General features: G+C 56.1%; 22 protein-coding genes. 7 read left to right on the plus strand and 15 right to left on the minus strand.

Annotation, left to right across the window (positions count from 1 at the left end):
* Positions 1 to 2 precede the first annotated feature (2 nt).
* The 7 genes from V3851_RS09410 to V3851_RS09440 all read right to left on the minus strand — a co-directional run bounded on the left by V3851_RS09410 (position 3) and on the right by V3851_RS09440 (position 5,936).
* The gene (locus tag V3851_RS09410; protein WP_331846267.1) at positions 3 to 1,763 is read right to left on the minus strand and encodes an ABC transporter ATP-binding protein; all 1,761 of its coding nucleotides are present in this window, start codon (positions 1,761 to 1,763) and stop codon (positions 3 to 5) included.
* Positions 1,764 to 1,876: 113 nt separating this feature from the next.
* Entirely contained in the window at positions 1,877 to 2,584 is a 708-nt protein-coding gene (locus V3851_RS09415; protein WP_331846268.1) for an MgtC/SapB family protein, read from the minus strand.
* Between the two features lie 166 nt (positions 2,585 to 2,750).
* Positions 2,751 to 3,143: a DUF350 domain-containing protein gene (locus tag V3851_RS09420; RefSeq protein WP_331846269.1), complete on the minus strand. Its 393-nt coding sequence runs from the start codon at positions 3,141 to 3,143 to the stop codon at positions 2,751 to 2,753.
* Positions 3,140 to 3,763, minus strand: coding sequence for a signal peptide protein (locus V3851_RS09425; RefSeq protein WP_331846270.1), 624 nt, complete (start codon positions 3,761 to 3,763; stop codon positions 3,140 to 3,142). Before V3851_RS09425 ends, V3851_RS09420 begins: the two co-directional genes overlap by 4 nt.
* Complete coding sequence (locus tag V3851_RS09430) at positions 3,764 to 4,960, minus strand: glutathionylspermidine synthase family protein (protein ID WP_331846271.1); 1,197 nt, start codon at positions 4,958 to 4,960, stop codon at positions 3,764 to 3,766.
* The gene (locus V3851_RS09435; protein WP_414859283.1) at positions 4,957 to 5,694 is read right to left on the minus strand and encodes a hypothetical protein; all 738 of its coding nucleotides are present in this window, start codon (positions 5,692 to 5,694) and stop codon (positions 4,957 to 4,959) included. Before V3851_RS09435 ends, V3851_RS09430 begins: the two co-directional genes overlap by 4 nt.
* Positions 5,695 to 5,720: 26 nt before the next feature.
* On the minus strand, positions 5,721 to 5,936 hold the full coding sequence (locus V3851_RS09440) for a hypothetical protein (protein WP_331846272.1): 216 nt from the start codon (positions 5,934 to 5,936) through the stop codon (positions 5,721 to 5,723).
* A 418-nt stretch (positions 5,937 to 6,354) separates the two neighbouring features.
* Here V3851_RS09440 and V3851_RS09445 point away from each other — a divergent pair, with 418 nt between their 5' ends.
* The gene (locus V3851_RS09445; protein ID WP_331846273.1) at positions 6,355 to 7,251 is read left to right on the plus strand and encodes a putative RNA methyltransferase; all 897 of its coding nucleotides are present in this window, start codon (positions 6,355 to 6,357) and stop codon (positions 7,249 to 7,251) included.
* Between the two features lie 36 nt (positions 7,252 to 7,287).
* On the opposite strand, the gene V3851_RS09450 is transcribed toward V3851_RS09445, so the two are convergent.
* The 3 genes from V3851_RS09450 to V3851_RS09460 all read right to left on the minus strand — a co-directional run bounded on the left by V3851_RS09450 (position 7,288) and on the right by V3851_RS09460 (position 9,088).
* Positions 7,288 to 7,791 (minus strand): metal-dependent hydrolase, encoded by a 504-nt coding sequence (locus tag V3851_RS09450; RefSeq protein WP_331846274.1) that lies wholly within the window; start codon positions 7,789 to 7,791, stop codon positions 7,288 to 7,290.
* A gap of 162 nt (positions 7,792 to 7,953) precedes the next feature.
* Positions 7,954 to 8,580, minus strand: a complete 627-nt coding sequence (locus V3851_RS09455; protein WP_331846275.1) for an FMN-dependent NADH-azoreductase — start codon at positions 8,578 to 8,580, stop codon at positions 7,954 to 7,956.
* Between the two features lie 145 nt (positions 8,581 to 8,725).
* On the minus strand, positions 8,726 to 9,088 hold the full coding sequence (locus tag V3851_RS09460; RefSeq protein WP_331846276.1) for a helix-turn-helix transcriptional regulator: 363 nt from the start codon (positions 9,086 to 9,088) through the stop codon (positions 8,726 to 8,728).
* A 318-nt stretch (positions 9,089 to 9,406) separates the two neighbouring features.
* On the opposite strand from V3851_RS09460, the gene V3851_RS09465 reads away from it, so the two are divergent.
* From V3851_RS09465 to V3851_RS09480, 4 genes are all read left to right on the plus strand, one after another.
* A complete protein-coding gene (locus tag V3851_RS09465; RefSeq protein WP_331846277.1) occupies positions 9,407 to 10,411 on the plus strand; it encodes a multicopper oxidase domain-containing protein in 1,005 nt (334 codons plus the stop codon).
* A gap of 108 nt (positions 10,412 to 10,519) precedes the next feature.
* Entirely contained in the window at positions 10,520 to 11,095 is a 576-nt protein-coding gene (locus V3851_RS09470) for a DUF2249 domain-containing protein (protein ID WP_331846278.1), read from the plus strand.
* 12 nt (positions 11,096 to 11,107) lie between these two features.
* Positions 11,108 to 12,349 carry a hypothetical protein gene (locus V3851_RS09475; protein ID WP_331846279.1) on the plus strand — a complete coding sequence of 414 codons (1,242 nt, stop codon included), beginning with the start codon at positions 11,108 to 11,110 and terminating at the stop codon, positions 12,347 to 12,349.
* 18 nt (positions 12,350 to 12,367) lie between these two features.
* Positions 12,368 to 12,667 carry a metal-sulfur cluster assembly factor gene (locus V3851_RS09480; protein ID WP_331846280.1) on the plus strand — a complete coding sequence of 100 codons (300 nt, stop codon included), beginning with the start codon at positions 12,368 to 12,370 and terminating at the stop codon, positions 12,665 to 12,667.
* 480 nt (positions 12,668 to 13,147) lie between these two features.
* On the opposite strand, the gene V3851_RS09485 is transcribed toward V3851_RS09480, so the two are convergent.
* The 3 genes from V3851_RS09485 to V3851_RS09495 all read right to left on the minus strand — a co-directional run bounded on the left by V3851_RS09485 (position 13,148) and on the right by V3851_RS09495 (position 15,722).
* A complete protein-coding gene (locus V3851_RS09485; RefSeq protein WP_331846281.1) occupies positions 13,148 to 13,531 on the minus strand; it encodes a cupredoxin domain-containing protein in 384 nt (127 codons plus the stop codon).
* Between the two features lie 183 nt (positions 13,532 to 13,714).
* Positions 13,715 to 15,193, minus strand: coding sequence for a PTS transporter subunit EIIC (locus V3851_RS09490; protein WP_331846282.1), 1,479 nt, complete (start codon positions 15,191 to 15,193; stop codon positions 13,715 to 13,717).
* Positions 15,194 to 15,221: 28 nt separating this feature from the next.
* On the minus strand, positions 15,222 to 15,722 hold the full coding sequence (locus tag V3851_RS09495) for a PTS sugar transporter subunit IIA (protein WP_331846283.1): 501 nt from the start codon (positions 15,720 to 15,722) through the stop codon (positions 15,222 to 15,224).
* Positions 15,723 to 16,104: 382 nt separating this feature from the next.
* On the opposite strand from V3851_RS09495, the gene V3851_RS09500 reads away from it, so the two are divergent.
* Entirely contained in the window at positions 16,105 to 18,267 is a 2,163-nt protein-coding gene (locus V3851_RS09500) for a YhgE/Pip domain-containing protein (protein ID WP_331846284.1), read from the plus strand.
* A gap of 40 nt (positions 18,268 to 18,307) precedes the next feature.
* On the opposite strand, the gene V3851_RS09505 is transcribed toward V3851_RS09500, so the two are convergent.
* Positions 18,308 to 18,850, minus strand: a complete 543-nt coding sequence (locus V3851_RS09505) for a general stress protein (protein WP_331846285.1) — start codon at positions 18,848 to 18,850, stop codon at positions 18,308 to 18,310.
* A 74-nt stretch (positions 18,851 to 18,924) separates the two neighbouring features.
* The gene (hrpB, locus tag V3851_RS09510) at positions 18,925 to 21,492 is read right to left on the minus strand and encodes an ATP-dependent helicase HrpB (protein WP_331846324.1); all 2,568 of its coding nucleotides are present in this window, start codon (positions 21,490 to 21,492) and stop codon (positions 18,925 to 18,927) included.
* 143 nt (positions 21,493 to 21,635) lie between these two features.
* Here hrpB and V3851_RS09515 point away from each other — a divergent pair, with 143 nt between their 5' ends.
* On the plus strand, positions 21,636 to 22,985 hold the full coding sequence (locus V3851_RS09515) for a hemolysin family protein (protein WP_331846286.1): 1,350 nt from the start codon (positions 21,636 to 21,638) through the stop codon (positions 22,983 to 22,985).
* Positions 22,986 to 23,031: the final 46 nt, after the last annotated feature.

Here is a 23,031-nt window from a genome sequence, read left to right on the forward strand (position 1 = left end):
CCTCATTCCCCTGCTTCGATTAAGAGCCCTTCGGCAATTTGCAACTGCTGGGCGGCGAATTCCCGATACATCGCATGCCGCCGCACCAGTTCTTCATGGGTGCCGCGTCCCGTGACGGCGCCCTTCTCGATAAAGATAATCTGGTCGGCTCCGACGACCGTGGACAGCCTGTGGGCGATCACAATCGTCGTCCGCCCGGCCATCAGATTGTTCAGCGCCTGCTGCACCACCTGCTCCGAGCGGCTGTCCAGACTGGAGGTCGCTTCGTCGAGCATCAGAATCTTCGGATCGCGCAGCAGCGCCCGGGCGATCGCGATCCGCTGGCGCTGGCCGCCGGACAGCTTGACGCCCCGCTCGCCCACATCGGTATCGTATCCCTGCGGCAGCTCGGCGATAAATCCGTCGGCATAGGCCATTTCCGCCGCCCGCCGCAGCTCTTCCTCACTGACGGCCCGCTCCACGCCGTAGCATAGATTTTCCCGCAACGTTCCGGCGATCATCGGGCTGTCCTGCGACACATACCCGATCATGGAGCGCCAGGAGCGGAGGGATATTTCGTCGATCGGCTCATCGCCCAGCCAGATCCCGCCTTCCTGCGGAAGATAAAACCGCTCCAGCATTGAGAACAGCGTCGTTTTCCCGCCGCCGCTCGGACCGACGACAGCCGTGACCGTCCCCGGCTCCATCGTAAAGCTGATGTCCTTCAGCACCGGCTCATCCGGCTTATAGCCGAAGGACAGCCCTTGTATCGTCAGCGGACGGTTGTCATAGCTTGCTTCTTTCCCCGTATCAAAGGATTCTTCGCCGGCGTCCAGCGTCTCCATGATGCGTTCCGTGGCCCCCTTGGCTTTTTGCAACTGGGTAAAGAACGTGGTAAGCTGCGTCATCGGCATCACGATTTGAATCAGGTACAAAATAAAAGCCACCAGCTCGCCGGCCGTCAATGCGCCGGAAGAGACCTGCATGCCGCCGTAGCCGACGACTACAACCAGCAGCATCATCATCACGACGGAGATCAGCGGGCTGATCCAGGCCATTACCATACCTTCCCGGACGCCGAATTTAAGCAGATTCGAAATGCCGTGGCTGCCGTTTGCGTACTCTCTTTTCTCGGCGTTCGAGGATTTGACCAGGCGGATTTCCGAGAGAACCTGGCTCAGCACCGCCGTAAACGAAGCGGTCTCGTCCTGCATACCGACGGAGATCTTATACATTTTCCGCCCCAGGGGATACAGCACCAGCGCCGCCAGCGGAATGACGATGAACATCACGAGCGTCATCTTCCAGTTTAAGTACAGCAGTACGGCGACCGAACCGATCACCGAAATAATTCCGCTGAAGAATCCGGACAAATGCTCGGATATCAGTGTTTTGATCACCCCGGTGTCATTGGTCATCCGGCTGACGGATTCCCCTGTCCGGTTATTGTCGAAATAGCTTACCGGCAGCACCAGCAGCTTCTTCCACAAGCGGTCCCTTAAGGCCGCAACTATCTTTTGTCCAATGTAATTCAGCATAAAGATCGATACGCCGGAGGCCAAAGTCTGGCCCGCGAACGCGGCGACGAGCGCGATAATCTGAGTCCGGTCCAGCGCGGCCAGCGAAAACCCGTCGACCAGATTTTTTGTAAACATCGGAATGACCAGGCTGACGAGCGTGGACACCACGCTCAGCAATATCGCGGCCGTCAGCAATCCCATTGGCGGTTTCGTTTCCCGGATCAAACGGAAAAAGGACCCCTGCTTCTTCTCTATAGCTTCCATCTTTCTTAACTCCTCTCCTGTCCAATAAACCCTATGCTTTTTATAAGTACAGGAAAAGAATACCCTCTTAATTTAAACTGAAGTTAAACCGAATCAGCCTATTCGTAAAAAAACTATAAATTCTCGACCTCGACACTGATGACATAGTCGATATGCCGCACAAAATGGTAGATTTCCGTGGCATATTCTTTCTCCGAAGCGGAGATGACCATATCGACCTTTTGCCGTCCTTCCTCGAGATCCTTGATTTTGAGGCGGCGGATCCGGTGCTGATTTTGTTTCTTCCCCGCATCCTTCCGCTCGATGATGCGGATCAATTCGCCGACATCGCCGCGATCCGCCATCACGACCTTGATCGACACGTCGCGCTGGTTCAGCTTATATGGCCCGACCGATTTAATAATATACGGGATGAAGTTGACGGACAGAATCAGCAGGATGACCGCCAGCAGCGCCTCCAGATAGAAGCCCGTGCCGATCGCGATCCCGATGCCGGAAGCGGCCCAGATCATCGCGGCCGACGTCAGTCCCGAGATCCCCTCGTTGCTTCTGCGCAGAATCGCCCCCGCCCCAAGAAAACCGATGCCGCTGACGATCTGCGCCGCGAGCCGCATCGGGTCCATATTCGGATGGTCTGGTCCGGCAAATTTCTCGAACGCTTCGATCGAGACGATCGTAACCAGACAGCTTGCGATACAAATGACCATGCTCGTTTTTATTCCGAGCGGCTTCTGTTTGAGCTGTCGGTCGATCCCGATAAACAAGCCGAACAATAGCGCGATCACTAGCTTAAAAACCATTTCCCAGTCAGCATGCTGCATATTTCATTCTCCTTAGCCTTATGCGATATAAAGTGAGTATACGTTCATCTTGCCATTCCATGCAATCGGTAACGCCGTTAAAATAGCAAAAACCCCGCGTCTTCGGCGCGGGGCCCTGCTTATATTTACCCGTTTACGATTCCGTTAATCCTCCGGAGTATTCCGGTTAAATAATGAGACTGCTGATGGCAAAGGCCATTCCGATGAATACCATGCAAAGCAAAAGCCCGACGGCGACATTGCCCTGCTGCAATTGCTCGTAAACCTTGATGCCGGGGGTGACCATCTCGAAAATCCAGTAGGTTGCGACCAGGCATACGTAACCGACGGCAAACCACAGGATCATATGCCATATCGACGTGTTTGTAAAGGCCGCCACGCCCAAAATAATCGCCGTGCTCATAAATTTGCCGCCCATGGCCAGCGCGGCGGCTTTATTGCCTTTCTTAAGCTCTTCCATATCGAGGTACGGCGTCATCCAACTGAAAATGACCATACCGAGCAATTGAAGCGCGATGATGACAATCACGCTGACAAGAATATTAATGAACACCGTCAATTCGCCCACCCCCTGAATTTCGCAAATACCGAATCATAATCGGCAAAATCATGCACTTCCTCCAGCACGACGGAGGCGGTTTTCTGCTTCTCCAATTGCGTATAACGATCGTCGTCGATCGGCTGCTTGATCCGGTTGCCGGTCGGCAGCTCCAGCACCGCGAAATTCCGCGTATCGCCCTGGTACTCGGTCTTGTATACGCCGACCAGATCGACATCGGTCGTCACCGCTACTTTCAGTTCCGCGAGATCCTTCTCGGCGGTTTCCTTGTCGCGGTAAGTCTTGAGGGTGCTCCAGGCCGAGAGTCTGACCTCGTTTTTCTGGTTCTCGTCGGTGGTCAGCTCCGCGTCCATGAATTGCAACGCCCAGATTTTATCCCCGGTTCCGTAATTATTGTCATTCGGCAGCAGCTCATTGTCCGGCAGCAGCGTCATATCGCTGCCGACCAGATCGCCGACCGTCGCTTCCTGGATCCGGTAATCCCACGGCACCCGCGACGATGTCAGCGTCGTCTCCTCGCCGGAACCGGTCTGGAACACGCTGGAAGTCCCGCCGCAGGCGGTCAGCCCCAGCAAGACGACGGCCGTCAAAGTCAGCCATACCCATCTTGTAAGCCGCATTCATTTCACTCCCATCGCAATAAAATGGCTCGCATTGCCCGTGATCGGGCCGCCCGCCCGGCCAAGCAGGCCACAGGGGGTTCCGTTGATGACGAACATGCCGGTCAGCAGATGAAGTTCGCCCTCGGCCGTTTCGATCTTCGCCAGCTCGGCACGCTTCTGATAGACCGAAGGGAAGAGCACGCTGCTGTCGAAGCCCTCCCGGTCTTCCAGCTCCAAGCGGCCCTCGTCGTCAAACAGCCGCACGGAACCGCCCTCGCGTCCAAACATCGATTTGGACACGAAGCTGCCCGAGAAGACCGGCTTGTTATAGGTCGGCAATACGTAGGCGGATATCGCCTCCCGCTCCCGTTCGTCAAACAACAGGCCGAGTTCGTACAATCCCCATACCGCCGCCAGCAGGCCTTTGGACTGTAGCAGGATGCTGTGCGGCGGATTGAACAGCGCGAGCCGGCCGGTTTCGATCGCGAAAGCCATCGCCTCGCCGGCATCGTCAACCGCCATCCATTCCTTCGGATATAAGGCAAACATCCGTGAAATGACTTTGCCTTGCTTATTTTTCAAATAGCCATCGTCAAACCATAACTCGAGGCAGTCCTCGCAGGCCATATCCCTGCCGCTGTGCCGGACCAGCGCCTCGATCGTCCCCGAATCCTCCAGATGGCTCCCGTAAGCGACGCATGCCGCCGCCTCCGGCTGTTCTGCCGCCCAGGCCGCGGCAACCAAATCCTTCATGCTTGAGTTCCGCGAAGGCAGCCCGGCCCGCTCCAGTACCCAGGGCGTGGCGATCGCGGCTTCGACATACCCGGTCGGTGTATCCGCGTTGAGCTCCAGCAGCTTGATGGTTCCGTCATTCGCTACGGCGAAATCGAATCTCGCATAGCGGCTGATCAAGCCCGGCTCGGCGAGCGGGTACTCATCCAGCATCGTCCACAGCACCTGCGGAATGCCGAGCAATTCGTATAGATCCGGCTTGCGGTGAACATAGCGGACCGTTTTGTCGAGAATTCCCCAGAGCAGCCGGGATGCGGTCTCCAGTTCCTCATAAACGGAGCGCCGCATCAACACGATCTGGTCGATCCAGTAAGCTTCATCCTCCAGATCCGCCCAGGTAAAGCCCAGCTCATACAGCTGCTTGACGCGGGCTTCCCGAGCGGGTTCCGGGGTGCCGACCACTTCGAATACACCGTCCGTCATCCGCCGAAAAATCCTTTCCCCGTGCTTGATTTGGAGCCGGAGATGGAGCTCTTGCCGCCGGAACTCGTGCCGGAGGACGAGGATGAACCAAGACTGCCGGACTTCCCTCCGATACCGCCGGGCGACGAGGACGTCGATCTGCGGACGATCGAACCCTTCGTCGAAGTGGAGGTTTTGGGCGGAACCACCGACCCCGACACCGTTTTGTTTTGAAACGAACCGCTGGAATATGTCTTGGGCGTATATGGGGTGGTCGTGCCCGCGTAATATCCGCCCCGGCTTTGATTCCAGCCGCTAGAAGAATAATTGGAACCGCTGTTGAACAGCAAATGGTACAATAGCATATCGTCCCAGCCAAATCCCGAGCCGAATCCTCCGTAATGGTTAACGACCGTCGTTCCGCCGGATTCCGAGTCCGAACCGGAGCCGCTTTCTCCGCCGCTCTCCTCCGCGCCGGTTTGATCCTCGTCCGAGACGACCAGCGGCAGATTCCAGTCAACCTCTTTGTCGAAGTAGGCTTTGACTTCTTCCGTCGACCAGGCTACGAGCTTCGGCTCTTCCCCGGACGAACCGCTGCCGGTAGCCGAAGCGGCGCCGCCCGGAACGAGAAAAGCGTTGGCCAAAAGCGCTATGCCGAGCGAGGTCGACAGTACGCGAATCGGCTTGCCGTCCGGCGTAAACAGCTTTGGACGACCGCTGTCCGTGGTTTGAGCTTTTTCCTTATCTATCGTCAAGACCGCTTCCTCCTTATCTGCGAAGCTTAATCGTTCAATACCGGAACGAGCAGTAGCTCCAGCACTCCCTCATCTACATTCAGGCGGCCTTCCACCGCCTCAAATTCACGCCCGCCGACAACGATATAATTGGCGTGCTCCAAAGCCGCCATCATCGCCCTGCTCCAACTCCGCTCATCGATCTGCTCGATTGTGCCGTCCGGCTTTTTCTCAAGCATTTTAACATTCATGCCATTGTCCATGCTGACCCATCCTTTCCGAATCGACGCTTTGCTCGCGACTATCTCGCGCACTATTTAATGATACGAAACAACGAACCGTTAGTTTCATCGCCGTCCCAAAACCGTTACGACAATTTCCAGTTTACCGCAGTCCGGCCGGAATGTCTTTGCTTCGATGTGCAGAAGAAGGGAAAAATCAGCGAGAACGCCTGTGTCGCTCGTATTATCGGTGAAATGTTGGTACAATAGAAAGCGGGTATGTCCCAAACAATACGTTTTAAAGAAACGGAGTTATCGCGTTATGATTATCCAATTCATTCGTTATCGTTAATAGCAGGTGCAGTTCGAAGAAGCCCGGCTTTTTTTGATTAAATAAAGCCCGGTTTATTTGGCTGTGCCTTTTTCATTGCTATCAACGAATGAATGGGGTGCATATCATTTGAATAACTTGGACAAAAATATGGCCGCCGCATCATGGCTGGCCGCGCATGAAGATTTGTTCCGCTGCCCCCTGTGCCATGCGGCCATGCGGATTGCGGACGGGAAAAGCATCATTTGCGGAAACGGGCATTGCTTCGATATTGCCAAGCAAGGATATATCAACTTTCTGACTCGAAAGCCGGAAACCAAATACGACAAAGCGTTGTTTGCGTCGCGAAAGGAAATTATGGACGGCGGGTTCTTCGATCCTGTAGATGCCCGTATTGCCGAAATCATCATTTCATCGGGGCCGGGGCGAAAAGCCCCATCCTCCCTCACCCTTCTCGATGCGGGGTGCGGTGAAGGCTCCCATCTCGCCGCAGTCGCAAACCGAGTTCGGCAGACAATTACGGTTCCGGTCGCCGGCCTGGGCATCGATATTGCCAAGGAGGGCGTCGTCCTGGCCGCAAAGCGGCATCATGACTTGTTTTTTTGCGTAGGCAATTTGGCGGACAGCCCGCTCGCGGACGGAAGGTACGACTGTATTCTGAATATTCTTTCGCCTTCCAATTATGCCGAATTCCATAGACTGCTCGCCGAGGACGGGATTCTGATCAAGGCCATCCCCGGCCCCCATTATCTGCAGGAACTGCGGTCCGTTATATTTGGAGAAGGACAGCGGCGGTCTTACTCGAATGAAAAGATCGAGCGGCGTTTTGCGGAGCGCTTCTACGTCGAGGATTCCTCGCGTCTGGAATATAAGGTTCGTCTGCCCAAGCCGATGCTGGAGCATCTGATCACGATGACGCCGTTATCCTGGGGGGCGCGGGACGAACAACTGCAAGCCGTACTCGCTAGGGAATATTTGGATGTCACGATCGATATGACCGTGCTCGCCGGCCGGAAACGGAATTAGATCCGCTGAAAGTAGTATGTATAATCGGGGGTAGGGTTACCCTATCCCCAATCCCCCGCCGACGAACGGGTAGACGATTACCGCCGCTCCCAAGGCGAGCCGGATCACTCCTTCGGCGAAGGAGCCGGTATCCACCGCAAGGAACTTGGGCAGAAAGCCGATCTTTTTGTTCCATGGCCACAGCAAGGCCACTCCTTGATCGTTGAACATGTCGATGAATGCGTGCGACGCATAGGAAAGAACGGCGGTCCAAAGAAACAAATCGGGCAAGGGCGACAAAATAGCGAACAACGCCAAAATAAAGAGCAGCGAGTGGGTCACCGTCCGGTGCTTGACTCGCAGCAGTTGCAAGGCCCAGGAGAGCGGCAGGAAAACCTTCGCCATCGTCGAGCCTTTCTTGTCGATATCCGCCATCGGGCCGGCCAAGCATCCGAGCAGCAGCGCCGCTCCGGCCTCCCAGGTCAGGAAGGGCTGATGGTAATACGCCACCACGCATTCGGCCGTGAGCAAACCGGCCAGGGTGTGTGTTTTCTGAAGCATGTGCAAAGTCCTCTTCTTTAATCTATAGATGTCAAAGGTCATTATAGCAAACTTATGTTCGCATGGATATAGCTATTTCGACGCAAAAAAAAGGGCTGCTTCCGCACGGTGAACTTCAGTTCACCTATGGCGGAAGCGGCCCTTCGTATTAACGATGTCCGATTAGAATTTTGCGGCCAAATCGGCAGCGCGTTTCACGCCGTCCGCAACGATTTCTTCGGCGCGGTCCGGGAATTGGTTGTGGCCTTCGACAACGATGATTTCCGGGTTGTTGATTCCCCAGAAAGCGAGCGAAGAGGTTACATATTTCAGCGACATTTCCACATTCGCCATCGGTCCTTCCGAATATACGCCGCCGCGCGCATTCAGCAGTGCGACCTTCTTGTCGCCTACCAGGCCGACAGGACCTTGTTCCGTGTATTTGAACGTTTTGCCTGCTTGGTTCAGGTAGAACATGTATGTGAGCAGTTGCGCCGGGATCGTGAAGTTCCAGAGCGGGAAGGCAAATACGACTTTATCGGCGCCGAGGAATTGATCCAGATAAGTATTGGCCAGATCGGCAGCCTTTTGTTCTTCCGGAGTTGCCGGAATTCCTTTGCCCAGCTTGAACAGACCGGTCATCATATCGTTATCGTAGTATGGAAGATCGGCTTCAAACAAATTCAATTCCGTAACCATGTCGTCCGGATGAGTTTCCTTGTAAGTTTTCAAGAAGCTTTCATAAAGCTTGACTGTAACGGATTGATCCGCAGGACGATTGTTGGCTTTGATGAATAAAACATGTGACATTTCCAGTTTCCCTCCATTTGTCTATATACTAACTTTTTTTCTTGAACTGTAATTAGTATAGTAACAATTTGAAGACAAGCTGTCAATTGCAGTTTTTAACTATGACGAATATGCCGATATGCCGGCCGATTCCGGTAGCAATTAATTATACGTAGTTATCCTTTATAGCCTTTTGCAGCATGCCGATGCAGCGGTCAAGATCGGTTTTGACCTGTTTTTTGTATAATGCGGCCTTATCGGCTCCATCATCGGTGAAATGATAGAGCACAATCTCCTGGAAATCGACGCTCGGGTCGCTTCCCTTCAATTGCTTGGTACGGTACAGAATGCCCTCCTGGACCAATTCATGAAGCGCGCGGTAAATCTCGCTTTGCGGGGGCACATAGCCGAAAGGCCGGAATTCTTCCTTCATTTCCTCCAGCATTTGATAGCCGTATCCGCGGCGCTGTTCCACTTTTGTAATCAAGTAAAGCTTGATATATGCCCTCTGGGCGATCATGAATCCCACGGTCGATCCACCTCTTCTCTTAATTTAAATATATCGAATATGTGAAAAATTCACAATCAAGCTCTGAGCGGCGTTTCAAACTGCGCATTTTGAACTATGGCAGATAGATTCAAGAATGATAGAAAAGACTTAGTGAGCACGTAGGGACTAGATTCGTATTGATTTTCTATTCTGAATTTTTCATATAATGAAATTATAGAATTAAGGATGTTACAAATTTTAAACATTCTGCAAAATGTGCTTCTCCTCACAAAGGCTCGCCTCAAAGCAACGTACTCTTAGGTTATCAAAGGTAGATGACAAAAGGGGAAAACAGCCATGAAACTTTTGAAGCCAGCCTTCTTCGTCCTTTCGTGCCTGATGATGGTTTTCGTCGTCTGGTATCCGGGCCTTCCGGCCCAAGTCGGCGAAACGGACCTCGGCTCATCGGACGCCGTGGATGCCGCTGAGGCGCAGCAAATAAATCAGCAGCCGGTGGAACCGGTCATCAGGCGCGAGGGACAAGTCGTCCATATCGAAATGACCGCCCAAATCACGAATGTGCAAATTTCGGAAGGCGTGAATTACAACGCCTGGACTTTTAACGGAACGGTTCCGGGACCCGTGCTGCGGGTCAAAGAGGGCGACACGATCGAATTTACGCTAGAAAATATGGACCCCGACATGCCCCATTCGATGGATTTCCATGCGGTGCATGCGGCCCCGAGCAAAAATTTCGTCGATGTGATGCCGGGCGAGGAAGGCACGTTCACCTACCCGGCCAAGACGCCCGGCGTGTTTATGTATCATTGCGGAACCAGCCCGGTGCTCCTGCATGTCGCCAACGGTATGTACGGGATGATTATCGTGGAGCCGAAGGACGGTTATCCGACGGATGATGAAATCGACCGCGAATATACGATCGTTCAGAGCGAATGGTACCGGGAGCACGACGAGGAGTCTTTTATGAATGAAGATCCGCAATACGTCGTGTTTAACGGCGATGATTTTACGCTGAAGGAGCATCCGCTGCTCGCCAAGCCCGGCGAAAAGATCCGGCTGTACGTTACCAACGTCGGGCCGAACGAAGTGTCCTCCTTCCATGTGATCGGGACGACGATGGACCGGGTTTACACCGACGGGAATCCGAAGAACGTCATGTACGGTTTGCAGACCGTCTTGATCCCCGCCGGCGGTTCGGCGGTCGTTGAATTCACCGTAAGCGGGGAAGGCGATTATCCGATTCTTACCCATCAATTAAAGGACGCTTCCAAAGGAGCGACGGCCATTCTGCGGGTCACGAGCGACGGGAAGGACAATCATGAACCCGCGATGACGCATTGATACACCTTTTCACCGCATGAAGCGGAAAACGGGGATATTTTTAGCCTGTGACAGAAATCACAATGGGCCGGTTTCAGCATTTTATACTTATAGATGAGGTGAATTAATATGAATCGAAACGACGCCAAAATTATCGAACTGGACGTTAGGCCGCAGCTCCGCAACAAGCTTGAGCCTTTTCAGTTGATTATGGATACCGTGAAAACGTTAGGCCAGGACGATATCTTCGTCCTCCACGCCACATTCAAGCCTACCCCGCTGCTGGGGCTTCTTAAGATGAAGGGCTTTGTCGGCAAAGCCGAACCGCAGGAAGACAAGGATCACTGGATTACCACCTTCGTCAACAAAAAGAATAAGCATTGGCTCGAAGAATCGGGCGAGGATGACGAAGCTGACGCTCCGGCGAAGGCATCGCGCGAACGTCAAGCGTCCTCCCCTGCCGGTGCCGATGCCGATACCGCGGAACCGAAGACGATCGAGCTGGATAACCGCGGTCTGGAGCCGCCGCAGCCGATGGTACGCACGCTCGTTGCGCTTGACCGCTGCCGTCCCGGAGACCGGGTGCGGATTCATAATGACCGGGTACCGGTATTTCTGATCGAGGAATTGAACAATATGGGCTGCGCTTATACGGTGGATGAACAACCGGACGGTACGGCAAAAGTCATAATCACCAAAGCGTAAGGAGCGATTGCCATGAAAACCGTGTCCCGTCTTCCCTTTCTGTTCATCATTACGGGAATTGCCGGTTTCGTCCTGTTTCACGCTACGTCCATCCTCTCGCTGACCGGATGGCTGGGAGAAGGCATCCGCGGTCCGACCGGCTGGTTCCAAGTTCATCTGTTTGTGCTCGGCTGGGCGACGATGCTGGCCATGGGTTCGGTCTACCAGCTGATCAACGTTATTTTGCAATCCGAGATTTACAGCGAGCGGCTCGGATACATTCATTATTTCCTGTTTACGATCGGCCTCTTTGGTCTGCTGCTCGGGTTTATTCAGGGCGATATTTTGTGGATCGCCGGCTTCGCCACTTTGGCCTTTACCGGCATCCTCCTGTTTGTCTGGAATATGGCGGTAACCTTGTTCCGCGCGGCCAAGTGGGACGGCATAACGCTCAGTACGGCCTGCGCCGTTCTATATCTCCTGCTGACCGGACTTTCCGGCATGTCCATGGGGATCGATTTCGGTACCGGCTGGCTGGGCGGGCTCCATGAAAATTTGTTCGGCACGCATATCTGGCTCGGGACGCTCGGCTGGTTCGGAATGCTGATCACCGGCTTAAGCTATAAACTGCTGCCGATGTTTTACCTGTCGCATGATTACGATACCCGTTTGCAGTATATCGTTCTGGGGTTGTGGAATACCGGCGTGCTGCTTGGCGCGGTTTCCTTCCTGTTCGGCACCGGATTATGGGTAACGTGGACCGCCTTGGCGGTCATGGCGGCCGCGCTGATCGTCTACAATATCCATGCGATGCAAATCCGCAGCAAACGCCATAAACGTAGCCCCGGCGCCGGGATCGGATGGACGACCTACGGGAACCTGCTCCTGGCCGTCTTTGCCCTTGCCCTGCTGGTAAAATTGGCCGGCTCGCCCGGCCTGCTGGTGGAGACGCGTATGGTCATGCTTGCCGGATGGGCCTATCTGAACGGCTGGGTCTCGTTCATGATCCTGAGCTATGCCTCGAAAATCGTTCCGTTCCTATGGTGGACCCATAAATACGGCAAACAGGTAGGAAAACCGGGCACGCCGATGATGGCGAATCTGCTTGACGAGAAGAAAGCGAATCTCGGCCTCGGCCTGATCGCCTGCGCCAACCTGGCCGTATTGGCCGGTATCGCGCTCGATTCGCAATTGGTTATCGCCATATCGGGCATCGCCTATTCCATTGTCTCGCTCGCTTATATTTCACTGATAGCGCTCGTATTTTCCAAATAATTCAGGAGGCTGATTGTTATGGATAGAATTGAACAAATCCGCGAATTGCTGCGGGAGGTGTACGACCCCGAGCTCGGCGTCAACATCGTCGACCTCGGCCTGGTGTTCGATATCCGGGAAGAAGGAGACCTTGTCTATATTCAAATGACGCTGACCACCCCGGGCTGCCCGATGCACGACACGATCGTGGGCGGCGTCGAGCGGATCCTGCAAGAAGAAATGGGGTACAAGGACGTGGAGGTCGATCTCGTCTGGGAGCCCCGCTGGTCCCCGTACATGATGTCGGAGGAAGCGAAGAAAGAGCTCGGCTACTTCTGAACCGGGCAGAACGAATAGGCCTGCGGCTAACACCAGCTGCAGGCCTTTTTATCGCTTGGTAAAGCGGACGGAAAGTAACATGCTTTGTTGGCGGTAATTTAAATTCTCCATACTTTGTCGCTATACTGCTTAATTTCGGATAATTAACTCCGACACTTATTCCGCTATATACCGATCTGTTTTCTTACCTATTCTCAAGTTCCTTACCTAGCCTAAGTCTGCCTACCTTCAGTTCCATCCACGTACCACGATCGCCGTGCGCACGCCAAACTAACTGGATTTCCTACAGTTAATATTCTCTTTTTCGAGCGGACACCTAAATTAACTGGAAAATATGCAGCTAATTCGCCACTTACCGGCGGAAACTAGCGGATAAAGCAAAATTAACTGGAGCTTTTCCAGCTAATTTTCATAAATGTCCTCCCTACGAAAAATTAGCTGTAGTTTTTCCAGTTAATCAAGGACTTTTGCCTACCGAATTTACTTCACAATCAGCTTACCCGTCATCAGCTTATGATTTTTGCCGCAGGAGATATTGCAGGCAAACTCGAATTCCCCGGCCTTGTCCGCCACAAAGGTGATCGTCTTGCCGCCTCTTACTTCTTTGTTGTAGCCTTTGATTTTCAGGGAATGCATCCCTTGGTCGTTCTTCAAAGTAATTTGTACGGTATCCCCTTGATTCACCCGGATTTCCTGCACATCATACCCCGTGCTCCGGGCATGAACGGTGAATTCCTTGACCGGACCGTTTCCGGCCGAATTTGCGCTACCCGGCGCTTTATCCTCAATTTTGCCGCAAGCCGACAAGGCGAAAATTGCGGCAAGCATTATAAATACGGCGATGATCCGCTTGCTGTGCTTCATTTTCAGTCACTCCTCTGCTACCTTTACCTACAGTTTAGAGCCGCAGATCGCAAGGGATCGTGATTTGCATCACAAACGATGAGTAGCCTCCATGACAAAAGCAGGACGGATCGCAATGATCCGTCCTGCCTATGATCGTGGTGACCGTGCAGCAATATAAATTTTGCTTTACATTATTCACAGTTACAGCATTTTTTTGATTTCGTCCTTGATCGCTTCGGATTGCGGTCCGAAGACGACCTGGACGGCGCCTTTGCCGAGCCGCATGACACCGGATGCGCCAAGCTGCTTCAAGGCCGCGTCATTGACGGCTTTATCGTCCTTGACGACCAGCCGGAGCCGGGTGATGCAGGCGTCCACCGCTTCGATATTGGACGGTCCGCCGATTTGAGCCAGGATTTTGGCGGCGCGGCTGTCCCCCGACCCGGCGGCCACTTCCGAAGCCGCGGCGTTGGACTGGCCGTCCGGCGACATGGACAATACATCGTCGTCGCCCTCTTCACGGCCCGGCGTCTTCAGATTGAATTTGACGATCAGAATGCGGAACAAGAAGTAGTACACAACGAAGAAGACCAGACCTACCGGGATCAGAATCCACGCGTTCGTGGACAGCTTCAGGTTGACCAGATAATCGATCAGGCCCGCCGAGAACGAGAAACCGAGCTTGACGTCCAGCAGATACATCACCAGACCGGCGATCCCCGTCAAAACGGCATGGACCCCATAAAGCAGCGGAGCGACAAACATAAATGCGAATTCAAGCGGCTCGGTAATCCCTGTAAGGAAGGAAGCGATCGCCGAACCGATAAAGATCGAAGCCACCATTTTGCGTTTGCCCGGCTTCGCCGTGTGAATGAAAGCCAGCGCCGCCCCCGGCAAAGCGAACATCATGATCGGGAAGAAACCGGTCATGAACATCCCGGCGCTCGGGTCGCCGGCAAAGAAGCGCCACAGGTCGCCATGGACGACTTCGCCGGCCGCATTCGTGTAGTCGCCGATCTGGAACCAGGCGATCGAGTTGATTACATGGTGCAGACCGAGCGGAATCAGCAGGCGGTTGGCGATACCGAACACGAGCGCCCCGACACCGCCAAGGCCGACGACCCAATTCCCGAAATTGCTGATGACGTCTTGGATCGGGCTCCAGATCATGCCGATCAGTACGGCGAAGACGAGCGTGCTGGCCGCCGTAATAATCGGCACGAACCGCTTGCCCGCGAAAAATCCGAGCCAGTCCGGAAGCTTGATATTGTGGTATTTCTTGTACAGATAGGCCGACCAAAGGCCGGCGAAAATACCGCCCAGCACACCCATATCGAGCTTCACATCGTCCCCGATCCAGGCGAATGCCGCAGGTACGGCTTCCAGCACTTTGATTAACACCTGGTAGGCGATTAACGCGGACAGCGCCGCGACGGCGTCGCCGGCGAAGCCGATCGCCACCCCGATCGCAAAAATTAGCGCCAGATTGCCGAAGATCGCTCCGGCTCCCGCATTCAAGAACGGAGCAACGTATTGATTCAAGAAGCCGCCTACGGCCGAACCCAGATGCAGATCCGTTTCATAGTTGATTAAGCCGAAGCCTTGCAAAATCCCCGCGGCCGGGAGCGTGGCGACCGGAAGCATGAGCGATTTGCCCAGCTTTTGAAGTGATGCCAGCATGTAACAATCATCCTTTCAAAATGGTATGTTATGACTTCAAAACCGCCTTCAAAATGACGTCTCTGCCTGCCATAACAGGTCCGGTGATTTTCTCCAGGCTGTCCGCCACTTCATCGGCGTTTGTTACTATAATCGGGGTAATCACGGGATAACCGGCTTGCTTGATTTTGGCGATATCAAAATCGATCAGCACTTGCCCGGCCTTGACTTTTTGTCCGACAGCCACATGGGACTTAAAGCCGTCTCCTTTAAGCGAAACGGTGTTGATACCGATATGAAACAAAAATTGCAATCCTTCCTCGTTCTCCACCATCACCGCATGGCTGGACTTGATGACATGGATCACGGTTCCGTCAAACGGGGAGATCAATTTGCCCTCTTCGGGCTCGATCGCGATCCCTTGCCCCATATGCCCTGCGGCAAACGCCTCGTCCGGCACCTCGGCCAGCGCAACGGAACGCCCCGTTATCGGCGCAACCACTTCGACGACTTTACTCTCTGCTGATTTCTTTCTCCATTTTGAAAACATATTTTGAAACCTCCTGTTCGAGTGAGTGACTTGGACGATCGCTCTGCAGCCGATACTCACCCAATTCCAAGGACCGAATCGTTCAAGTCATAAACTATGCCGCGGCGGCACCCTTTAGTATTTTCAAAAGACAATAAAAAAAGCCAAGAAAAGAAACCTAATGATATTAGGTCCGCTTTCCTTGGCTCATGCCCATAAAATAATGGTAACACGCCATTATGAAATCGCTTTTTTGTTATGTGCCTATCATAAATCAACCATTCGGGTTCGTCAACAGCAATTTTGGAAGCGTTGTCAACGATCATCGGAAGTCACCGGAGAGCGGAATGGTTTTCGTTACCTGTGGGATACTAGCCTTCAAAACGATAAAACGGAGCTTTTCATGAAACCTATATTCTCGATATATCTCAGAGACTTGCGCAGCATCGTCACCAACTGGGCCGCGGCGGTGGTTATCAGCGGACTGATTATTTTGCCTTCCCTGTACGCGTGGTTTAACATTAAGGCTTCCTGGGACCCGTACGGCATGACTTCGGGAATCAAAGTCGCCGTCGTCAATCAGGACCAGGGGACGGCTTTGCGCGGACAAACGGTGAAGATCGGCGACGAAATCGTCGGCTCCTTAAAGGAAAATCATAATATCGGCTGGGTATTTACCGAGGAAAATAAAGCGATGACCAGCCTTAACCGCGGACAATATTACGCCGTCATTCTCATTCCGGACAACTTCTCGGCCCGGATCGCCTCCGTGCTGACGCCCGACCCGGAAAAGGCCGAAATCTTTTACTATGTGAACGAAAAGATCAACGCGGTAGCTCCGAAAATTACACAAAAGGGCGCCTCTTCCGTCACAAGCGAGGTAAACCGGAATTTCGTCAAAACGGCGAACGGGGCGATATTTTCCATTTTCAACCAGATCGGTGTTGAATTGGAGCAGGAATTGCCGCTCATCCGGAAAATGAAGACGCTCGCCTTCCGGATTCGCGAGCTTTATCCGGAAATCAATCAAGCCGCCGACACGGCCGTTCAGGATCTCAAAACCGGCCGGGAGATCGTCGGCAAAGTACAGGACGCGCTGCCGCAAGCGGCGAAGCTCGCCCATACCGGAGAGGAATGGGCCGGCAAAACCGCGCAGTTTCTGGAGCGCGGCAGCGCCGCTCTCGACACGGCGGCGCCGACGGTGGAGGAGGCGCTCGTGCAGATGCGGCAGGCGGCGGCCGGGACCGCGCAGGTCTCGGGCCTGCTGCTGGCCGCGCTCGAACAGGCGGAAGCGGCGGAGCCGGTCACGGGCGCACTGACGGAGCATACGCAGCTCGCGCTGACCTCGGCCGGCGATGCGGCGGCTTCGCTCGCCGATATGCTTTCGCGGCTTGAAGCCGCTGGCGGCGGCAGCAAACTGGCCGATGCGATCGCCGGGCTCACCCAGGCGAGCAAGGATTTCAAGCAGATGGCGCAGCTTGCGGCCGATATCGCCGGCGCAGCCGATCAGGCCGCCGCCGGCGCCAAGGACTCGCTCGCGGAACTGAACGCTCTGGCCGCCGCTTCCGCCGACCGGCTCGACAAGCTCGCGGGCAGCTTCGACAGCGTCATCCGCCCGGCGGTGACGGCGGCAATGGATCGGCTGAAGCAGGATGCCGGACATGTACAGGATCTGCTTGCCGATGCCGTCGCCGATTTGCCGGTCGTCGACAAGGTGGTGACGGATGCGGGAAAAGGGTTCGAAACCGCAGTAGGCGCCGCCGAAGCGATCCGTAAAGACCTGCCCCAGGCCGAAAACAAGCTCAAGGAGGTAACGGACCGGATCACCGACCTGGAGAAAGAGGGCACGCTGGAGGACCTGATCCGATTGCTCAGCCTCAATTATGCCAAAGAGAGCGAGTTTTTCGCCGAACCGGTCACGCTGATAGAAAAGTCCCTGTTCCCGATTCCCAACTACGGCTCGGCGATGACCCCTTTTTACACGACGCTGTCCATCTGGGTCGGCGGGCTGCTGCTCGTGTCCATGCTGACCGTAGAAGTCCATGAACGCGGGGAGGGATTGCGCAGCCATCACGAGTACTTCGGCCGGTTATTGACTTTTTTGACCATTACACTGCTGCAAACCCTGATCATCACTACCGGAGATTTATTGCTTCTCAAGACTTATGCCGCGAATCCCGTCTCGTTCGTGTTGTTCGGGCTGCTGCTTGCCTGTGTATTTACGGTGATGATTTACACGCTCGTCTCCGTGTTCGGGAATGTGGGGAAAGCGATGGCCATCGTCTTCCTGGTTCTCCAGGTGGCGGGCTCGGGGGGAACGTTTCCGATCCAGGTGACGCCGCCGTTTTTCCAGGCGATCTATCCGTTCTTGCCGTTCAGTTACGGTATCAGCCTGTTGCGGGAGGCGGTCGGCGGCAGCGTGCCGGAAATTGTCAGCAGGGACATTATCGCGCTTCTGATCTTTGTGGGGCTGTTCCTGGTGCTTGGCGTCCTGCTGAAAAAATTCGTAAATAAAGCGGCCGCCAAATGGGTCAAAAAGGCAAAAGATTGCCATTTGATCCATTAAGCGCCGCTTGTTGGAAAGAAGCTTAAGACAAATGTCTCCGTTACAGCCGGCTTGAAGGGTCTTCCCGGTAAGGATCGGCCAGCCCGGAAGCGTATATATCCGAATTCAGCGACCGGTTGGTGCGGAAGGTGTCATACACCCCGGCGCTGCGGTGATCCTCGTCAACCATGACGAGAATTTTCCCTTCGTCGAGATAAGATTCGTACGCCTTCGCTTCGTGTTCCGGGATGCCGAGGCCGATCAGCCCGCCGGCAAGCCCGCCTAATCCCGCGCCTGCCGCCATGCCGGTCAAAGAGGCCGCAACCGGACCGGCGGCGACGATCGGACCAATCCCCGGAATGGCCAGCGCCCCGAGTCCGGCGAGCAGTCCGGCTACGCCGCCGAGGACTCCGCCCGTGGTCGCCCCTACGGTCACGCCTTCCGGCGCTTTGCTCCCGGTCTCATCCTCGATCGCTTCGCGATCGCGGCGGTCGCGGGAAAGCACGGAAATCTCCTCCGCGGTAAAGCCCTGCTCCTGCAGCGCTTCGATAGCGGCCGACGCCTCCCGTTCGCTGTCGAAAACACCTACGATTTTTTTGCTCATGGGAATCCACCTCCTGAAGTATCGTGGTTTCCCTTTATTACCCTTGAGGCCCGCCGCTTAAACTTTCCCCGAGATCATTTCCCCCCATCGGGCCGGACCCGGCGGGTCGCGGTCGCCGCGAACGGATCGTCCGGCCAATAATGCTTCGGGTAGCGGCCTTTCAGATCTTTTTTGACTTCGAAATAGGTATTATGCCAGAAGCTGCTTAAATCAGAGGTAACCTGTACGGGCCTGCTCGCCGGAGATAACAAATGCAGGGTTACCGGAATCCGCCCGTAACCGATCCGCGGCGTTTCCATCATGCCGAACACCTCCTGCAGCCGGACGGCGGCATAAGGAGCCTGCGGGCCCTCATACCGGATCGGAATTTTGGAACCGCTGGGGACGGACAAATGGGTCGGAGCTTCAGTGTTCAGTTCCTGGATGAGCTGCCAGCCGAGCCGGTTTTCCAGGATCGAATGAAGGGACAAAGTCTGAAGATCGGCTTTTTTGCGGAAACCGGCCATATACGGCCCGAACCAGTCTTCCGCGTTCAGCGCTAAACCTTCATCCGATACATCCGGCCATTTCTCTTCGTCGACCCGGCGCAAGAACAGGATTCTCGCCTGGAGCTGCCTGGACTTGGCATTCCACGGCAAGATCCGCGAGCTCTGCTCCGCCACCACCTTAAGCAAGGCCTCCAGAACGAGCTCCGGAGCCGGGGTTGGGTCGGGGTTGTCCTTCAGCACGATCGCTCCGAAAGTAAGACGAATCCGGGCGCGCACAGCCCCCACTTCATCATCCCATTCGGCGGATTTCTCCTCCCGCAGCCCGTCCGCGAAAAATTCGGCGAGCCAGCTTTCCCGCAGCGGGGCTGACAGCAAGATCCGCCCCTCCGCTCCCTCATCGTCGACCTCGGCGATGGCCAAATACGGCTCGCCGCTCAGCGGCTGAACGCTCCCGAAGGCCGCGCCCCGCCCGGAGCGCAGCAAATAACGCCCGTCTCCCCGGCGGCGGGCGATCCGGTCGGGATAAGCGAACGCGATCAGCAAGCCGCAGTATTCATACCAATCCCGCTCCAAGTCCACCGCCGGAGCCGCATCCGGGGGAAACATCGCGGCCAGCCGTTGTTCCCACTGGCGGCTGACTATCAGCAGGCGCCGGACGTCGGCGCTGTCGGCGGCGAATGCGCGGGTTGCATAGGCGTCATGGGCGGCATGATGCCCGCCCGAACCCTCTCCGCCCGCGGCCATCAGCACGGCGAGTCGGCCGCGCAGATCGCCGTCGCCTTGGGCCGGGCCTTTGAACAGGCCCGGCTCCTCCAAGAGCGCGGCCAGGCGGCAGGCCGCCCGCCCGAGGCCGAGCGGGTGAGCGCGCAGCAGCATGTGCGCGAGCCGCGGGTGCAGGCCTAGCCCGGCCATGTCGCGGCCGTGGGCGGTGATGCGGCCCGCGCCGTCGAGCGCGCCGAGCTGGCCGAGGAGCCCTACGGCCTGCCCGTACGGCGCGGCCGGAGGCGCGTCCAGCCAGGCGAGCTCGGCCGGCGACGCCGCACCCCAGGCGGCGAGCTCAAGCGCGAGCGGCGCGAGATCTGCCTCCAGCATTTCCGGAGGCGTGCTTGGCGCGAGCATCCGGTCCTCCGCCTCGCTCCAGAGGCGGTAGCAGACCCCGGGCCGTTCACGGCCCGCCCGGCCGCGCCGCTGGTCGGCGGAGTCGCGGGCGGCCCGGACCGTGACGAGCCGGCTCATGCCGGTGCGCGGCGAGAACAGCGCCGTCCGGCGCAGGCCGCAGTCGATCACAACGGTGATGCCGGACACGGTCAGGCTCGTCTCGGCGATCGAGGTCGCCAACACGACCTTGCGCCCGCTCCCCGGGGCAGGCTCGATCGCCCGCTGCTGCTCCGCCTGCGACAGCGCCCCGTAGAGCGGCGCCACCGTCACGCCGGGCGGGAGCTGTCCGGCGAGCGCGGCCTCGGTGCGCCGGATCTCCCGCGCGCCGGGCAGGAACACCAGCGCGCTGCCCTCGTGCTCGGAGAGCGCGCGGCGCACCGTGCGCGCCACCGCCGTCTCCAGCGCCTCTTGCGGCGCACGCCCGACATACACCGTCTCGACCGGGTACATGCGTCCCCGGCTCTGTACGACGGGCGCACCCCCCAGCAGCTCCGCCACCGGCTCCGCCTCCAAGGTCGCCGACATGACCAGCAGGCGCAGATCCTCGCGCAGCAGCTGCCGGCTCTGGAGCGCAAGCGCGAGCCCGAGGTCGGCATGCACGCTCCGCTCGTGGAATTCATCAAAAATGATTAGGCCCGTGCCGATCAGCGCCGGGTCGTTCTGCAGCATCCGGGTGAGGATACCCTCGGTGACGACCGTAATCCGGGTGCGCGAAGAAACCCGGCTCTCCGTCCGAATACGGTAGCCCACCGTTCCCCCGACCTCTTCTCCGAGCTGCCGGGCCATGTAGGCTGCGGCCGATCTGGCGGCAAGCCTGCGCGGCTCCAGCAAGATCATTTGCTGCCCGTCCATCCACGGCTCGCTGAGCAGCTCGAGCGGTGTGCGCGTCGTTTTCCCGGCCCCGGGCTCGGCCACCAGCACGGCCGCCCCATGAGCCGTAAGACTTTCCCGGAGTGCCGGGATAACTTCATCTATAGGCATCGGCAATTTATTCATCATAATCTCCTTACGGGGTTACACTATTTCATTGATAACCCATTTTAGCATACTCGCGGCCGGCCGTGTTCGCTTTGAAGCACGGGCCCGCTTTAGTATAATGAAAAGGTTCGCGGAAGCATCCGGGAGGTTGGTTCACGATCATGAATTGGCAAGGAACCCTGCTAAACTTCGCTATTGTTCTTATATTGGTGGCGCTCACCGCTTTCTTTGTGGTGGCGGAATATTCGATCCGCGGCCTGCGTACCGGCCGGGCGGAGGCGCTCGTCCGCGAGGGCCGGAGGTCCGCCCGCCCGCTGGCCAAGCTCGCGGCCAAACCGCAGCAGGCCCTGTCCGCCTGTCAGCTTGGCGTCACCGTGACCTCACTGATCCTCGGCTGGATGGCCCAGCCTTTGGCGGGCAACCTGCTGCGGCCGCTTTTTCGCCTGATCATGCTGCCGGTGATGCTGGAGAGCATCCTCTCCTTTGTGATCGCCTTTCTGGTCATAACGTATTTGCATGTCGTGCTCGGGGCGATCGTCCCCCGCATGCTGGCCGCCCATAAGGGCGAGTCCTTCGCACTTGCGGCTTCGCTCCCTTTGCTGTGGTTCAGCACTTTGCTCTCGCCGCTGATCCGGCTGCTTAATTTCTCGTCCGGGCGGATCGTCTCGCTATTCGGGCTCCGCGACTTTCCCGACCAAGGCGACGCCCATTCCGAGGAGGAATTGCAGGCGCTGCTCAGTGAGAGTTTGGAGCACGGACAGATTAACAACAGCGAGTATCGTTATGTCAGCCGGATCTTCGCTTTTGACGAATTGACGGCCAAGGACATCATGGTGCCGCGCACGGATATGGTTTGCCTGTATGCGAACAAATCCCGGGAAGAGAATCTGGACATCATCAAACAGGAGCAATATACCCGCTTTCCCGTCGTCGGGGAGAACAAGGACGATATTATCGGGGTAATCAATACGAAGCAGCTGTTTCTGACCCATGGGGACGAACCGGATATGCCTTTGGCTTCGCTCGTTAGCCCGGTGATGACGGCGTCGGAAAATATCCCTTTGTCCAGACTCCTGGCCCGCATGCAAAAAGAACGCTCCCACCTCGCCCTGCTGATCGACGAATACGGCGGAACCTCCGGCCTGGTAACGATCGAAGACGTGCTGGAGGAAATCGTCGGCGATATCCGCGACGAATTCGACGCCGAAGAAGAGCAGGAGATTACCGTTCTGGAGAAGAACCATTATATCGTGGACGGCAAAGTATCGATCTCCCATATCAACGACCTGCTGCTGACCGATTTGGAGGAGGACGAAGCCGACACGATCGGCGGTTGGGTATACGGCCATGATATGGATATTGAAGAAGGCACCCGGCTGGAGCATGGCGACTTCCGTTTTACCGTATTGGAACGAGCAGACAGCCGTATCCGCAAAATCGAGATCGAAAGGGCCGATGCGCCCGAAGCCCTGGACGCCCCCGAGGAAACCGGGCAAATGGAAAGGCATTAAGGCCTGCTGCAAGGTGGGCGCTTATTTGAAAAAAGCTTGAAGATCA

It is taken from the genome of Paenibacillus haidiansis (assembly GCF_036553665.1).
In the GTDB taxonomy this organism is placed as follows: Bacteria; Bacillota; Bacilli; order Paenibacillales; family Paenibacillaceae; genus Fontibacillus; species Fontibacillus haidiansis.